General features: G+C 66.4%; 14 protein-coding genes. 3 read left to right on the top strand and 11 right to left on the bottom strand.

The genetic code is table 11. The features are described from left to right. Window positions 1-130: 130 nt before the first annotated feature. A complete protein-coding gene (locus tag CYD53_RS17990; RefSeq protein ID WP_103719446.1) occupies window positions 131-1,306 on the top strand; it encodes an amidohydrolase in 1,176 nt (391 codons plus the stop codon). An 80-nt stretch (window positions 1,307-1,386) separates the two neighbouring features. Here CYD53_RS17990 and CYD53_RS17985 read toward each other — a convergent pair whose 3' ends face one another. From CYD53_RS17985 to uxaC, 9 genes are all read right to left on the bottom strand, one after another. Continuing rightward, a complete protein-coding gene (locus CYD53_RS17985) occupies window positions 1,387-2,220 on the bottom strand; it encodes a transporter substrate-binding domain-containing protein (RefSeq protein ID WP_103719491.1) in 834 nt (277 codons plus the stop codon). A 132-nt stretch (window positions 2,221-2,352) separates the two neighbouring features. Then, the gene (locus tag CYD53_RS17980) at window positions 2,353-3,825 is read right to left on the bottom strand and encodes a mannitol dehydrogenase family protein (protein ID WP_210202368.1); all 1,473 of its coding nucleotides are present in this window, start codon (window positions 3,823-3,825) and stop codon (window positions 2,353-2,355) included. Continuing rightward, entirely contained in the window at window positions 3,822-5,102 is a 1,281-nt protein-coding gene (locus tag CYD53_RS17975) for a TRAP transporter large permease (RefSeq protein WP_103719444.1), read from the bottom strand. The genes CYD53_RS17980 and CYD53_RS17975 overlap by 4 nt, the downstream gene beginning before the upstream one ends. A 3-nt stretch (window positions 5,103-5,105) precedes the next feature. After that, window positions 5,106-5,636 (bottom strand): TRAP transporter small permease, encoded by a 531-nt coding sequence (locus CYD53_RS17970; protein ID WP_103719443.1) that lies wholly within the window; start codon window positions 5,634-5,636, stop codon window positions 5,106-5,108. A 160-nt stretch (window positions 5,637-5,796) separates the two neighbouring features. Further along, on the bottom strand, window positions 5,797-6,780 hold the full coding sequence (locus CYD53_RS17965; RefSeq protein WP_103719442.1) for a TRAP transporter substrate-binding protein: 984 nt from the start codon (window positions 6,778-6,780) through the stop codon (window positions 5,797-5,799). A 94-nt stretch (window positions 6,781-6,874) separates the two neighbouring features. Beyond that, window positions 6,875-7,216, bottom strand: a complete 342-nt coding sequence (locus CYD53_RS17960; protein ID WP_103719441.1) for a cupin domain-containing protein — start codon at window positions 7,214-7,216, stop codon at window positions 6,875-6,877. Next, window positions 7,213-7,977, bottom strand: coding sequence for a 2-dehydro-3-deoxy-D-gluconate 5-dehydrogenase KduD (gene kduD / locus CYD53_RS17955; protein WP_103719440.1), 765 nt, complete (start codon window positions 7,975-7,977; stop codon window positions 7,213-7,215). Before kduD ends, CYD53_RS17960 begins: the two co-directional genes overlap by 4 nt. After that, window positions 7,977-8,828: a 5-dehydro-4-deoxy-D-glucuronate isomerase gene (gene kduI / locus CYD53_RS17950; protein ID WP_425428315.1), complete on the bottom strand. Its 852-nt coding sequence runs from the start codon at window positions 8,826-8,828 to the stop codon at window positions 7,977-7,979. Before kduI ends, kduD begins: the two co-directional genes overlap by 1 nt. Then, window positions 8,825-10,228 (bottom strand): glucuronate isomerase, encoded by a 1,404-nt coding sequence (uxaC, locus tag CYD53_RS17945; RefSeq protein WP_210202367.1) that lies wholly within the window; start codon window positions 10,226-10,228, stop codon window positions 8,825-8,827. The genes kduI and uxaC overlap by 4 nt, the downstream gene beginning before the upstream one ends. Before the next feature lie 171 nt (window positions 10,229-10,399). Here uxaC and CYD53_RS17940 point away from each other — a divergent pair, with 171 nt between their 5' ends. Together CYD53_RS17940 and CYD53_RS17935 are read left to right on the top strand one after the other, a co-directional pair. Further along, window positions 10,400-11,143, top strand: coding sequence for a GntR family transcriptional regulator (locus CYD53_RS17940; protein WP_245928300.1), 744 nt, complete (start codon window positions 10,400-10,402; stop codon window positions 11,141-11,143). A 219-nt stretch (window positions 11,144-11,362) separates the two neighbouring features. Beyond that, entirely contained in the window at window positions 11,363-12,748 is a 1,386-nt protein-coding gene (locus CYD53_RS17935) for an amidase (protein WP_103719438.1), read from the top strand. A gap of 144 nt (window positions 12,749-12,892) precedes the next feature. Here CYD53_RS17935 and CYD53_RS17930 read toward each other — a convergent pair whose 3' ends face one another. Next, window positions 12,893-14,290: an FAD-dependent oxidoreductase gene (locus CYD53_RS17930; protein WP_103719437.1), complete on the bottom strand. Its 1,398-nt coding sequence runs from the start codon at window positions 14,288-14,290 to the stop codon at window positions 12,893-12,895. After that, entirely contained in the window at window positions 14,287-14,901 is a 615-nt protein-coding gene (locus CYD53_RS17925) for a cysteine hydrolase family protein (RefSeq protein ID WP_103719436.1), read from the bottom strand. The genes CYD53_RS17930 and CYD53_RS17925 overlap by 4 nt, the downstream gene beginning before the upstream one ends. Window position 14,902: the final 1 nt, after the last annotated feature.

The raw sequence follows: 14,902 nt of genomic DNA, 5'->3' as shown, positions 1-14,902 counted from the left end.
CCTCGGGCTTTGGCAGATCGCCAAGGGGGGCGTCAATGCATGTCGCTGGGACGGGGCATCCGCTGCGGCGGCTTGTCGATGCCCCGAGCGGGTATAGGCTAACACCTGCTTCGCCTGAAAGGACACCGCCTTGGATCGTGATCTCCTCGACAAGCTGACCGCATGGCGGCGCCATCTGCATGCGCATCCCGAGCTTTCGCTCCAGGAAAGCGCAACCAGCGCCTTCGTGCAGGCGAAGCTCACCGAGCTCGGCGTGCCATTCACCGCCGGTGTCGGCGGCAATGGCGTGGTGGCGACGCTGACGCGTGGAACCTCCGACCGCTCGGTCGGCCTGCGCGCCGATATGGATGCGCTGCCGATCAACGAGGCGAACGACCTGCCTTACAAATCGGGCACCGCGAATGTCATGCATGCCTGCGGCCATGACGGCCACACCGTCTCGTTGCTCGGCGCGGCCGCCCTGCTGGCGAAGGACGAAAGCTGGAGCGGCACGGTGCAGTTCCTGTTCCAGCCCTCGGAGGAGAACGGCCAGGGGGCGCGCGCAATGATCGCCGACGGCGTCTTCGAGCGCTTCCCGATGGAGCGCGTCTTCGGCCTGCACAACTGGCCAGGGCTGGAGGCGGGCGCGGTCGCGGTGCATCGCGGCCCGGTGATGGCCGAGCCCGGGCGCTTCAAGATCACGCTGCACGGGGTCGCCGGCCACGCCGCCAAGCCTGATCTGACGCGCGATCCCATCACCGCCATGGGCCATCTCATCGTGGCACTGCAGACCATCGTGGCGCGCAATGTCGATCCGATGGATTCGGCCGTGGTCTCGATCGGGCAGGTGCATGGCGGCCTGGCGTCGAACCAGATCCCGACCAGCGTCTGGATCGAGGGCACCTACCGCACCTTCAAGCCGGCGGTGCGCGACCGGGTCGTGCAGCGCCTGCGCGATATCTCCGCGAACATTGCCGCAACCTATGAGATGACGGCGGAGGCTACCTTCATCACTGGCGGGCTCGCGACCATCAACACGCCGCTGGAGGAGGAGATCGCCGCCACCGCCGGCAAGGCTGCCGGCCTGACCGTCCGGCGCGACATGCCGGCCAGCACGACGGGCGAGGACTTCACCTATTTCCTGCAGCACCGGCCCGGCGCCTATGTCTGGGTCGGCAACGGCCCGGCCAGGGATGGCGGCGAACTGCACAATGATCGCTACGACTTCAACGATGCCATCCTGCCGGCGACGGCCGGATGGCTGGCGGCGGTCGCGAAGCAGTCGCTGGAGGGCGAACTCTCCAACGCGCCGGTCAGTCGAACCTGACCAGGTTGTGGATCGGCAGCGGGCCGCCAGGGAAACTGGACAAGGTGCGCGCCGAGCGCGAGTTGGCCGGGTAGAGCCTGTCAAAACGGGCTCACCGGGAAGAACCGGAGATAGAGCCTCGCATAGGTGCCGTCGTCCCAGAGCGATTGCAGCGCGTAGTCGAGGCCGCGCTTCAGAGCGAGGTCGTCCTTGCGCGTGAGGAAGCCTACGCCCTCGCCGAAATAGCGGCTTTCCAGAAATGGGCTGCCGGTGAAAGCGAGTTCGGCGCCGCCGGTCCCGGCCAGCAGGAGCGAGAGCGCGATGCCGTCGGCGAAGACGAATTCGGCCTCGCCGCTGCGCAGCGCAGCGATCGCGCCGGCAAGCGTGCCGGTCTCGCGGCGCTGCACGAAGGGCAGGAGCCGCTCGAGGAAGGCCTGATGTGCGGTGCCGCCGACGACCGCGACGCGCTTGCCCTGAAGCGTGCGCGGATCGAGATCGGCCCGGGCGTTGCCGCGCGTGGTGACGAGGCGGGCGGTGCTGCGGAAATAGAGATGGCTGGCGGCGAAGCGGCTGCGCAGCTGCGGGGTGAGGTTGAGTGCCGCCGCCAGCACGTCGCCACGTCCCTCAGCCAGTGAATCGAGCAGGGTGTCGAAGCGGCGCGCCTGCACGGTGCAGGTCCAGCCGAGCTTTTCGCAGGCGGCGCGCGCGAGTTCGACCGAGAAGCCGGTCAGCGTGCCGTCGGCCGCGGAAAAATGCAGTGGCGGGTAGTCGTCGTCGGTGAGGAAGCGGACGATGCGGGGCGGACCGGGCTCGGGCCGATCGAGCCTGATGCGCTGATCCCAGAAGTTGGGCACGACGACGCGCGATTGCGCTACAGCCTGGCCTGCGACCAGGTTCGAAATGGCAAGAGCGAGGATGGCGAACAGGCGCATCATCGGCACATCTGGCGCGAGCTTGGCGGCGCGAGCAAGTCTCTTTCGGAGCAGCGGATGCTCGCACCGATGCACGCCGTCATCCTGGGCGAAGCGCAGCTTCGTCCCGGGACGCTGTGGTTCCGTGTGAACCTGTCAGCGCGCCAGCGCGGCCGCCGTCGCCCTGGCGCCATGCTCGAACAGTTTCGCAAGCTGAGCCTCGACCGCTTGGGTGAAGGCGGCTTCGCGTGGCAGTTCCGTGCCGAAGATGCTCTCGATCCCGAGCAGCGCCCCGCTCAGAGCCTTTGCGTCGCGGCCGGCCGAAGCGGCGCGCTTGGCGAACTCGGTGGAGAGCGGGTCGCGCACGTCGATCGCGCCGCCCTTTTCGTCGGTGCCGGTGACGTAGCGCATCCAGGCCGCGACGCCTAGCGCGAGATGGTCGATCGGCGCGCCGGCCTTCAGCCGGTCGCGGATCGTGCCGAGCAGGCGCTGCGGCAGCTTCTGCGAGCCGTCCATGGCGATCTGCCAGGTGCGGTGGCGGATCGCCGGATTCTGGAAGCGCGCGAGCAGGGCCGAGGCGTAATCGGCGAGCACGACGCCTTGCGGCGCCGGCACGGTCGGGATGACCTCGCTCCAGAGGCCCTGCAGGAAGCGGGCGAGGACAGCATCGCCGCTGGCTTGCGCTACCGTCTCATGCCCGGCGAGATAGCCGAGATAGGCCAGGCTCGAATGCGCGCCGTTGAGCATGCGCAGCTTCATGAATTCGAAGGGCGCGACCTCAGAGACTGGCTGCGCGCCGACCTCGCCCCAGTCCGGGCGGCCGATAGTGAAGACGTCTTCAATCGCCCATTGCCGGAAGGGCTCGCCGATAACGGGGGCGGCGTCGTGCAATCCGAGCAGGCTCTCGACCTCGGCGATGTCGGCTTCGGTGGTCGCAGGCACGATGCGGTCGACCATGGTCGAGGGGAAGGCACCGTTGGCCTCGATCCATCGGGCGAGCGCGTCATCGCGCAAGGCAGCGAAGTCACGGATGAGGCCGCGCAGCACCTTGCCGTTATGGGGGAGGTTGTCGCAGCTCATCGCGGTGAAGGGAGCAAGGCCTTCCTTCTTGCGGATCGCAAGCGCGGCGGTGATCAGGCCGATGGCCGAGCGCGGCGCATCGGGATGGTCGAGATCGTGCAGGATGTCGGGATGATCCTCCCGGAGCCGGCCGGTCGCGGGATCGTGGCAATAGCCCTTCTCGGTGATTGTCAGCGAGACGATGCGCGTTTCGGCGGAGGCCATGCGGGCAATAAGGGTAGCAGGATTCTCGGGCGCGACGAGCACGTCGAGGACGGAACCGATGACGCGCAGCTCCGGACCGGCAGCGGCGCGCTTCAGGAAGCTGTAGAGCCCGTCCTGCGGTTTCAGCCGGTCGCGCTGGTCGGGCCGCTGCAGGCTGGCTCCGATGATGCCCCAGTCGCCGAAAACCCGCTCGATCGCGTCTTCGGTATAGTCGGCAAGATGGGCGCGGGCGAAGGCGCCGAGACCCAGATGGACGATGCCGGGCTTGAGCTGCGAGCGATCATAGGCCGGGCGGCGAATGCTCGCGGACAGGCCGGCGAGGCTTGTGGTCGTCAGTCTCGTCAACGGAATACACCCGGCAGCCAGAGGGACACGGCCGGGACATAGGTCACCAGCATCAGCACGGCAATGCTTGCGCCGTAGAAGGGCCAGATCGTCTTCATCGACTGCCCGATCGAGATGCGCCCGATGGCGCAGGCGACGAACTGCACCGAGCCGACAGGCGGGGTGTTCAGGCCGATGCCGGCATTGAGGATCAGGATCACGCCGAAATGGACGGGGTCGACACCGAAGGCCTTGACCACGGGCAGGAAGATCGGCGTGCAGATGATGATCATCGGCGCCATGTCCATGAAGGTGCCGAGCACCAGCAGGATGAGGTTGATCATCAGCAGGACAACGATGGGATTATCGGAGATCGCCTTCATCGCGCCGATCGTCGCCTGCGGCACCTGCAGAAAGGCCATCAGCCAGCCGAAGGAGCCGGCCGTGCCGATCACGAGCAGCACCATTGCGGTGGTGCGCACGGCGCCCAGCGTCGCCTCGACGAAGCCGTTCCAGCTGAGCTGCCGGTAGACCAGGACGGTGACGAGGAGGGCGTAGACCACGGCCACGCAAGAGGACTCTGTCGCGGTGAAGACGCCCGAGCGCACGCCGCCGAAGATGATGCCGATCAGCAGGATGCCGGGCAGCGCCAGCACGACATAGCGGCCGACCGCCCTGAAGCCCGGAAAGGCCTCGGCGGGATAACCACGCCGGACCGCCACCGCCCAGGCCGTCACCATCAGCGTCAGGCACAGCATCAGACCTGGGATAACGCCGGCAGTGAAGAGGTCGGCGATGGACAGATTGCCGCCGGCCGAGAGCGCATAGATGATCATGTTGTGCGAGGGCGGGATCAGAAGCGCGATGATGGCGGCGTTGGCCGTGACGTTCACCGCATAGTCGGCGTCATAGCCGCGCTTGACCATTTGCGGGATCATCAGCCCGCCGATGGCGGAGGCGTCAGCCACTGCCGAGCCCGATATGCCCCCGAAAAGCGTGCAGGTGACGACGTTGACCTGGCCGAGGCCGCCGCGCAGATGGCCGACCATGCTGGAGGCCATCTGGACGAGCTTCTCGGCGATGCCGCCGCGGATCATCAGGTCGCCCGCGAAGATGAAGAACGGGATCGCCATCATGGCGAAGGCGCCCATTCCCGAGCTCATCTGCTGGAAAACCACCACCGGCGGCAGGCCCATATAGACCACCGTGGCGAGCGAGGCGATGCCGAGACTGAAGGCAACCGGAGTGCCGACGAGCAGGAAGAGGCTGAAGACGCCGAACAGGATCCAGAGTTCCACGGGTCACTCCTGCGCGGCGGCGAAATGGGAAAAGCCGATCGAAGCGCGACGCTCGCCGGTCAGGAACAGCATCAGTTTCTCAAAGGAAAAGATCGCGATCAGCGCCCCGCCGGCCGCGATCGGGACATAGTCCCAGCCGCGCGAGATGCCGATGATCGGCATGCGGTCGCTCCAGGTGCCGGCGGCGAGCTGCCAGCCATAGCCGAGCATGGCCAGCCCGAAGAGCAGCACGGTGACCTCGGTCAGGATGATCAGCGCCTTGCGCAGCAATGGCGGCGACATGGCAAGGCCGACCTCAAAACCGAGATGGTCGCTCTCGCGCACGCCGACGGCCGAGCCGAGCAGGATGAACCAGGCCATGAGGAAGAGCGAGCCGGCCTCGACCCAGATCGGCGTGTCGTTCAACACGTAGCGGCCGAAGACACCCCAGGCGACCATGACGGTCATCAGGACGAGCCCGGCGCCCGCGAGCAGGAGCGCGGCGATGCAGAGCTTGGCTCCCAGGCGCGTCAGGATTTGTGTGAAGGCGTGCATCGGGGCTCCGGGCGTCTGTTTCGCGGGCAGGCTGGATCGTCATGGCGGGCGAATCGAAGCAATCCGGGAGGATTCACGCGACGGCTCCTGGACCGCTTCGTCGCTTCGGCTCCCCGCAATGATGGGTTTTGCGTCCGATCCGGAGATCGGACGCAGGGCCTCACTTCACCGCCTGGATCGCCGCGACCATGTCCTTCAGCTTCGCGTCGGTGACGAATTTGTCGTAGACCGGCTTCATCGCGTCGATGAAGGGCTGCTTCTCCAGCGTGTTCACCTGGGCGCCGCCAGCTTTCACCTTGGCTTCCGATTCCTTCTCGCGCGCATCCCAGAGCTCGCGCATCTTGAGGACGGAGTCCTTGGCGGCGACGCGGATCAGCTTCTGGTCCTCGGGCGAGAACTTGGCGAAGCTGCGCTTCGACATCACCAGAACCTCGGGCGAGAGCGAGTGTTCGGTGATGGAGTAGAATTTCGAGACCTCGAAATGCCGCGTCGATTCATAAGACGGCCAGTTGTTCTCGGCTCCGTCGATGACGCCGGTCTGGAGCGCCGAATAGACTTCGCCGAAGGGCATCGGAGTGGCGTTGGCGCCGAGCGCCGAGACCAGGGCGACGAACATGTCCGACTGCTGGACGCGGATCTTCATGCCCTTCATGTCGGCGGGCGTCTTGATGGCGCGCTTGGAGTTGTAGAAGGAGCGCGAGCCGGAGTCGTAGAAAGCGAGCCCGATCAGGTCGTGCTTGTCGAATTCGGAGAGCAGATTGTCGCCGATCGGTCCGTCCATGACCTTCCGCATGTGGTCGACGGAGCGGAAGATGAAGGGCAGGGATGGCACATTGGTCGCCGGGATCAGATTGTTGAACGGCGCCATGTTGATGCGGTTCATGTCGATCACGCCGAAGCGGGTCTGGTCGATCGTGTCCTTCTCCTGACCGAGCTGGGCGGAATGGAAGACGTTGATCTTGATGCGGCCGTTGCTGCGCTGATCGAGCAACTGGCCCATATACTTGACCGCTTCGATCGTCGGGTAACCGTCGGGGTGGATGTCGGTCGAGCGCAGGGTGACGTTCTGGGCGCTTGCAGCGCCGGTGACGGCGGCGAACATGGCCGCGCCGGCCAAGGCCGCGAAGGTGCGTTTGGTCAACATTGTCGATTTCCTCTCCCATTGTCGTACGCCGGTTTTCCCCGGTCGTTCTTGCCCGTGATGGGCGGCCAGCCGGCCCCTGCCGGTCAGGCGAAGATCAAAGAAACTCCTCTCGCATCGGCGTGAAGGAATCGACGAGTTGCCCGGCCTCGACCGCGACGACGCCATGGACGAGATCGGCCGGCACGAAGAAAGTGTCGCCTGCGATCAGGCGCTCGGTCCGGCCGTCGATGGTGACGTCGAAGACGCCGCTCTCGACATAGGACGCCTGCCGGTGTGGGTGGCTGTGCGCCTTGCCGACCGCGCCGGCGTCAAAAGCGACGCGTACGACCATCAGATCGGGGCCATAGGCCATGATCTTGCGCTTCACGCCGGGTTCGGTCGGCTCCCAGGCCAGGGCGGCGTCGTGCTGGAAGAAGGAATTGAGACGGTTCGTCATCGCGCCAGCCAGCCTCCGTCGACGGGAAGGATCGCGCCATGCATGTAGGTCGCTGCATCGCTCGCCAGGAACACCGCCGCACCGCCGATGTCCGAGGGCTGGCCCCAGCGCGCGGCGGGAATGCGGGCGAGGATCGCGGTGCTGCGCTCCGGGTCGGCGCGCAGAGCCTGGGTGTTGTTGGTTTCGATATAGCCGGGTGCGATCGCGTTGACGTTGATGCCTTTGGCCGCCCATTCGCAGGCGAGCAGTTTGGTCAGCCCGGCAAGCCCGCTCTTGCTCGCGGTGTAGGAGGCGACGCGGATGCCGCCCTGGAAGGAGAGCAGCGAGGCGATGTTGACGATGCGGGCGCCGCGACCGGCGGCAAGAGCCGCCTTGGCGAAGGCCTGGCTGAGGAAGAACGCCGCCTTGAGATTGAGGTTCATCACCTCGTCCCAGTCGGCTTCGCTGAACTCGAGCGCATCCGAGCGGCGGATGATGCCGGCATTGTTGACCAGGATGTCGAGCGGGCCGGCAGCAGCCACTGCGCCTGCGATTGCCTCGGCTGCGACGCCGGGCTGCTGCAGATCGAGTTGAAGCGGTACGGCGTTTGCGCCCGCCGCCTCGATCAGCCCCAGCGTCTCGCCCATATCCGAGCGCCCTGCCGCGACGATCGTCGCTCCCGCCTCAGCCAGCGCCAGCGCGATGCCCTGGCCGATGCCGGTATTGGCGCCGGTGACCAGCGCGGTACGGCCTTCGAGCGAGAAGGGCGAGCGGCGGGCCATCAGCGCAGCATCTCCACCGGGGCCGGATCCATGTCAGTGAACTCGACATTGTCGCCGGCCATGGCCCAGACGAAGGCGTAGTTCGAGGTGCCGCAGCCGCAATGGATCGACCAGTTCGGTGAAATCACCGCCTGTTCATTGGCGACCAGGAGGTGGCGGGTCTCCTGCGGCTCGCCCATGAAATGGAAGACGCGGTGGGCGGGGTCGAGGTTGAAGTAGAGATAGGCCTCCATGCGCCTCGTATGGGTGTGGCAAGGCATGGAGTTCCAGACCGAGCCCGGCTCGAGCGCCGTCATGCCCATCACCAGCTGGTTGGTGCCGGTGGTGTTGGGCATGATGTATTGCCGGATGGTGCGCTTGTTCGATGTCTCGGCCGAGCCGAGATGGATGGTGTTGGCGTCGCTCTTCCGGATCAATTGATGCGGCGCCTCACGATGCGCCGGCGCGCTGGTCAGGTAGAATTTCGCCGGGTTGGCGGCGTCCGCGCTGGCGAAGGAGACCTCCTTCGCGCCGAGCCCGACATAGAGCGCGTCGAGATTGGGGATGTCGAAGCGCTGGCCGTCGACGGTGACGCTGCCGGCGCCGCCGAGATTGATCACGCCGAGTTCGCGCCGCGCCAGGAAGAACGGCGTGCCCGTCGGCGCGAAGGGCTCGAGCGTCAGCGGCTTTGCCGCAGGCGTCGCGCCGCCGACGATCATGCGGTCGTAATGGCTGTAGGTCAGCGTGACCTCGCCGGGCACGAAGATGCGCTCGATCAGGAAGTCGTCGCGCAGGGCTTGCGTCTCATAGCGCTTCACGTCGCGCGGATGGGCCGCCTGGCGTTCGTCGATCGTCTTCGTCGCGGAGGTCACAGCTTGTAGGCCTCCTTGGCCAGGCGGTAGGCGAGGTCATGGGCGACTTCGGCAGCCTCGTCCTCGTCGAGCCGGTGTTCGGCGACGAGCTTGGCGAGATAGGTGCAGTCGCAGCGGCGGGCGACGTCGTGGCGCGCCGGGATCGAGAGATAGGCGCGGGTGTCGTCGTTGAAGCCGACGGTGTTGTAGAAGCCGGCGGTCTCGGTGGTCAGCTCGCGGAAGCGCAGCATCGCCTCTGGTGCATCGAGGAACCACCAGCCAGGTCCGAGCTTCAGCGCCGGGTAATGCCCGGCGAGCGGCGCGAGCTCGCGCGAATAGCTGGTCTCGTCGAGCGTGAAGGCGATGACGGTGAGGTTGGGCTCGTTGCCGACAGCGTCGAGCAGCGGTTTCAGCGCCGTGACATAGTCGGTCTGGCGCGGAATGTCGGCGCCCATGTCGCGGCCGAACGCCGCGAACAGGCTGGCGTTGTGGTTGCGGAAGGAGCCGGGGTGGATCTGCAGGACAAGCCCGTCATCGAGGCTCATCTTGGCCATCTCGGTCAGCATCTGGCCGCGGAAGAGGTCGGCATCCTCGGCCGAGGCCTTGCCCTTGGCAACCTTGGCGAAGAGCTTCTCGGCTTCGGCCTGCGAGAGGTTGGCGGTGCGCGCCGTGGCATGGCCGTGGTCCGAGGAGGTCGCGCCGCGCTCCTTGAAATAGGCCCGGCGCTTGCGATGGGCCTCGAGATAGCCGGTCCAGGCGAAGACGTCCTCGCCGGTCAATTCGCCGAGGCTGGCGAGGTTCTCGGCAAAGCCCTCGAATTCGGGATCGACGACGCTGTCGGGCCTGTAGGCGGTGACGACCTTGCCGCCCCAGCCGGAGGCGCGGATCATGTCGTGCCATTTCAGATCGTCGAGCGCGCCTTCGGTGGTCGAGATCGCCTCGATGTTGAAGCGCTCGAACAGGGCGCGCGGCCTGAATTCCGGCTGGTCGAGCTTCCCGGCGATGATGTCGTAGATCGCGTCGGCATTGGCGGGAGTAAGCCGCTCGTTGACGCCGAAGATGCTGGAAACGGCGTGCTCGAACCACAGCCGCGTCGGCGTGCCGCGGAACAAGTGCCAGTGGCTGGCGAAGAGCTTCCAGACGGCGCGCGGATCGCTCTTGGCCGGCTTGCCGCCCTTGCGGGCGATGCCGAGCTGCTCCAGCCGGACGCCTTGCGAATAGAGCATGCGGAAGATGTAATGGTCCGGCTTGACGAAGAGAGTCGCGGGATCGGGAAAGGCCTTGTTCTCGGCGAACCAGCGTGGATCGGTATGGCCATGCGGCGAGATGATCGGCAGATCGCGAATGCCCGCATAGAGCCGCCGCGCGATGCCGCGCGTCACCGGATCGGCAGGAAAGAGGCGATCATCGTTCAACAACATCAAGCAGGACTCCAGCACGCACCGGCCAGGACAAGCCGAGCAGCGTCGGATAAATATACTAATATACTAGCGTGTCAAACCGCATCATGTTATCGCGATTGAATGCCGCGCCAAGATTGCCGCGGCTCTGTGCAAAGGGGAGTTTCGCCGGGCGTGGATGAGACGAGGGCGATGTCGGAGATAGCGAGTGCGCCGGCGGCGGTGGTCGATGCCACGCGCCGCGAGCGCCGGCCGATGCGCGGCACCGGGACATCCTCCGGCCGCTCGACGGCGGCCTCGCTGGTGCAGGATGAGATGCGGCGCGCCATTCTCGCCATGCAGATCGTGCCGGGCGCGGCTCTCGTCGAGAAGGAGCTGACGGCCCGTTTCGGCATCAGCCGCACGCCGGTGCGCGAGGCGCTGATCAAGCTGAAGGAGGAGGGGCTGGTCGAGGTCTTTCCCCAGGCCGGCACCTTCGTGGCGCGGATCCCGATCGAGGCGATTCCGGAAGCCGTGTTCATCCGGCAGGCACTTGAATGCGCCACCGTCGACCTTGTCGCCGGCATCGCGACTCCGGAGATCGTGGCGCGGCTCGATGCGGTGATCGCGCGCCAGCATGAGGCCTTCGACGAGGGTGACCAGGAGCGCTTCCACCTGTTCGACGAGGCTTTCCACGAGACCATCGCGATCTGCGCCGGCTATCCCGGCATCTGGAAGCTGGCGCATGCTGCCAAGAGCCAGATCGACCGCTGCCGGCGCATGACGCTGCCAGTGCCGGGCCGGATGGAGATGGTGATCCGCGAGCATCTCTCGATCGTCGATGCGGTACGGCGGAAGGACGGCCCGGCGGCACAGGCGGCCATGCGTAAGCATCTCGGCACATTGCTGCCGGACCTCGTCCATCTGCGTGCGACGCATCCCGACTATTTCGTCTGACCGCCCTGCGCGGCGCGGAGCTTGCTAGAGGCGGGGATGACGCGCGACGCTAGAGCCGGATGATTTCAAATGGGCTCACGAAGTGATCCCATCTGAAATCTGAATCCGTCTCTCATCTAAAAGTGAGAGCAGGATCAATGCGAAAAACCGGTTCCCACTTTTTCGCATCCTGCTCTTGCGTCGCCTGTCGAAGCCAAATCCAGGACGAGGACTCCCCCGATGACCAACCCCGCCGATCTGAGCGCGGCCGATCTGCTCGATGCCTATCGCGCCAAGACGCTCTCTCCCGTCGAAGTGACGGAGGCCGTGATCGCCCGGATCGATGCGTATGAGCCCAAACTTAGGGCGCTCTATGCCTATGATCCGACTTCGGCCCTTGCCGCCGCCAGGGCTTCCGAGGCGCGCTGGTTCAAGGGCGAGGCGCTGCCGCTCGACGGCGTGCCGGGTACGATCAAGGAGAACATTGCGACCAGGGGCGTGCCGATGCCGATCGGGACGGCGGCGCGCGATCTCGTGCCGGCGACAGAGGACGCACCGGTCGCGGCCCGGCTGAACGAGGCGGGCTTCATCACGCTCGCCAAGACGACCATGCCCGATTACGGCATGCTCTCTTCCGGACTCTCCAGCTTTCACGAACTCGCCCGCAATCCCTGGAACCTGGCGATGAACCCCGGCGGCTCCTCGGCTGGCGCGGGAGCAGCGGGGGCCGCAGGTTACGGCCCCCTGCATGTCGGCACGGACATCGGCGGTTCGATCAGGCTGCCGGCCGGCTGGTGCGGGCTCGTCGGCCTGAAGCCCAGTTTTGGGCGGGTGCCGATCGATCCGAGCTATTACGGCCGCGTCGCCGGCCCGATGACGCGCACGGTGACCGACACGGCGCTGATGATGCGGGAATTGTCCAAGCCCGATGCGCGCGACGGCATGAGTTTGCCACCGCAAGAGATCGACTGGCTGTCGCTCGATATCGATTTGAAGGGTCTGCGGATCGGCCTGCAGCTCGACCCCGGCATCGGCATCGAAGTCGAGCCGGAGACGAAGGCCGCGATCGAGGCGGCGGGCAAGGCCTTCGAGGCTGCAGGCGCGATCGTGACCTCCGCTCCGGCCTTCATGACGCGCACCATGCTCGACGGGCTCGACGATTTCTGGAGCCAGCGCGCCTGGGCCGATATCGGCGCGCTGACGCCGGAGAAGCAGGCCAAGGTGCTGCCCTATATCTTCCAATGGGCGGAACGCGGAAAGGCGCTCTCGGGCGAACGCGTTTATCGCGGCATGAGCCAGATGCTGGCGATCAAGGACGCGGCGCTGAAGCAGAGCGCGCCGTTCGATTTCGTGCTGTCGCCGGTTTCGCCGGTGCCGAGCTATCCCGCCGAACTCGCCTCGCCGATCCATGATCCGGATCGGCCCTTCGAGCATATCTGCTTCACGCTGCCCGCCAACATGTCCGACCAGCCTTCGATTTCGGTGCATGCCGCAATGACCAAGGGCGGTTTGCCGATCGGCTTGCAGATTACCGGGCGGCGCTTCGACGATCTCGGCGTGCTGCGGATGGCGAAGGCCTGGGAGGAGATGCGCGCGCCGATGCCGGCCTGGCCGTCGTTTTCCTAAGGTTTTCCCTGCGGAAACATACCGTCATCCTGGGCGACCGCAGGTCGACCCGGGATCCATCGGAGGGCGCTGAACTCTACGATGGATCCCGGCGCTCCGCTTCGCTACGGCCAGGATGACGGCGGCGGTTCTCGAACTCGATCGTCAGGCGGAGGCCATTGCCGCCACCCTGCCTGCGATCTCGCCCAGCGCGACGGCGGTCAGCAGGCCGTTGCCGGAGAGGTAGCCAGAGGCCTGCGCGCCGGAGACGCCGACCGCCGCGCCGCCGCAGGCGTGGAGATTGGGGAAGGCCCAGCCGTTCTTATCCAGGACGCGGGCGGCATCATCGACGCGCAGCCCACCCTGGGTATGGAATAGTGCGCCAGTGACGCGAACCGCATGGAATGGCGCTGCCAGGGGCGGCACATTTGAGAAGTCGCGGCCGAAGCGATCCTGTCTCTCGCCACGCTTCAGCGCCGCGACCTCGATTGCAGTGGCCGCGAGTGCGGCTTCCGGCAGGCCAGTCTTTGCTGCGAGGCCTTCGATCGAATCTGCACTGACGATTGCGCCCTGCGCCTCGGCGTTCTGGAAATCCTCGAACTGACGGGCGATGCCGGCGATGCGGGCATCGAAGATCGTCCAGGCCTTGCCTTCGGGTTGGCGCAGGACGGTGGCGGCCTGTTCGGAATAGCCCTGGCTCTCGTCGGAAAAGCGCTCACCCAGGGCGTTGACCTGAAAACCGCCCTCCATGATCGTCGCCCAGCTGATCAGGATGCCATGCGGCTGGGCGACCGAGCCATGGCCCTGATGGCCCGACATATCGACAAGCTCCGCGCCGAGCTGCTCGCCCCAGAGCACGGCGTCGCCTTCATTGCCGGAATGGCCGAACCAGAGTGCGTCAGCCATTCGCGGGATGTGGCGCGCCACCAGAGCGCGGTTGCCGCCATAACCGTTGCAGGCGAGCACGAGCGCCTTGCAGCCGATCCTCTCCTCGCCGCCATCGGGGCGCGTGCCGGCAATGCCCGCGATTAGGCCGTCCACGGCCCGGAACAGGGTGGTGGCGCGAAACCCGGTCAGGATCGGGATCTCCTGGGCCTCCACGGCCTCGCGCAAACGGTCGACCAGCTCCGAGCCGGTGCGCTTGGGCAGGCCGTGCATGCGCCTGGCGGAATGGCCGGGATAGGAGAAGTTGGTGATGACGTCGAACGGCAGGCCATGACGGTCGGCGAGCCATTCGAGCACCGGGCCGATGCGCTCGACCAAATGCTCGACCATGGCGGGATCGGGCTCGTGATGCGCCTTTTCGAGGATGTCCTGGGCGAACAGAGCCGGGCTGTCCTCGATACCGGCCTGCCGCTGGAAGCGCGTGCCCGCGGCCGGGATGAGCCCGGCCGAAAGCGCAGTCGAGCCCGAGGGCACTGCGTCGCGCTCGACGATGACGACCTCGGCACCGGCCTCCTTCGCGGCGAGCGCGGCGACGAGCCCAGCTGCCCCCGCGCCGATGATCAGGACATCGGCCTCCGCCTCGAAGGCGATGCCGTCGACTGGGCGGACAGCGTTCATGGCGCGGCGATCTCCGCCATCACGCCGGCGATCGTGGCGATACGGGCGACGGGCTTGAGCGCTGCGATGGCCTCTGCATGCATGGCCTCGGTCGGGGCGGCGCAGCCATCTTCCAGCACAGTCACGTCGATGTCGCGGACATGGGCGTCGCGCACGGTGGATGCGACGCCGCCATTGGTGACGATGCCGCAGACGATCAGGTGCTCGATGGCGAGCTTGCGCAACAGCCATTCCAGCCTGGTCTGGTAGAAGGCGGAATAGGCGATCTTCTCAACCGCGATATCGATGGGCTGCAGGGTGTCCACCACCTGGTGGCCCCAGCCGCCGGGCAGGAAATCGCCCTTGCGCAGGAAGGGCCGCATCTGCAGCAGATGCGGCGAGATCAGCGGCTCGCCGCCGCGCCCCGGCACCAGGGTGAACTGGGTGGCGGCGACGAGCCCGCCCTTGGCGCGGATGAGCTCGGCCAGCGGCTTGAGCCTGACCGGCAGCGCCTGTGCCTGCGGGGAGGCGGCCTTGCCGCGCGCATAGGCGCCGTCGGGATGGATGAAGTCGTTCTGCAGATCGACGATCAGCAAGGCGGTGTGGGCGATCGAGGCGATGGAAGCCGCCATG

It is taken from the genome of Allobosea psychrotolerans, assembly GCF_002917105.1.
Taxonomy (GTDB): Bacteria; Pseudomonadota; Alphaproteobacteria; order Rhizobiales; family Beijerinckiaceae; genus Allobosea; species Allobosea psychrotolerans.
Note: the sequence above shows the minus strand (reverse complement) of the source record. Positions and strands in the feature narration are given on the sequence as shown.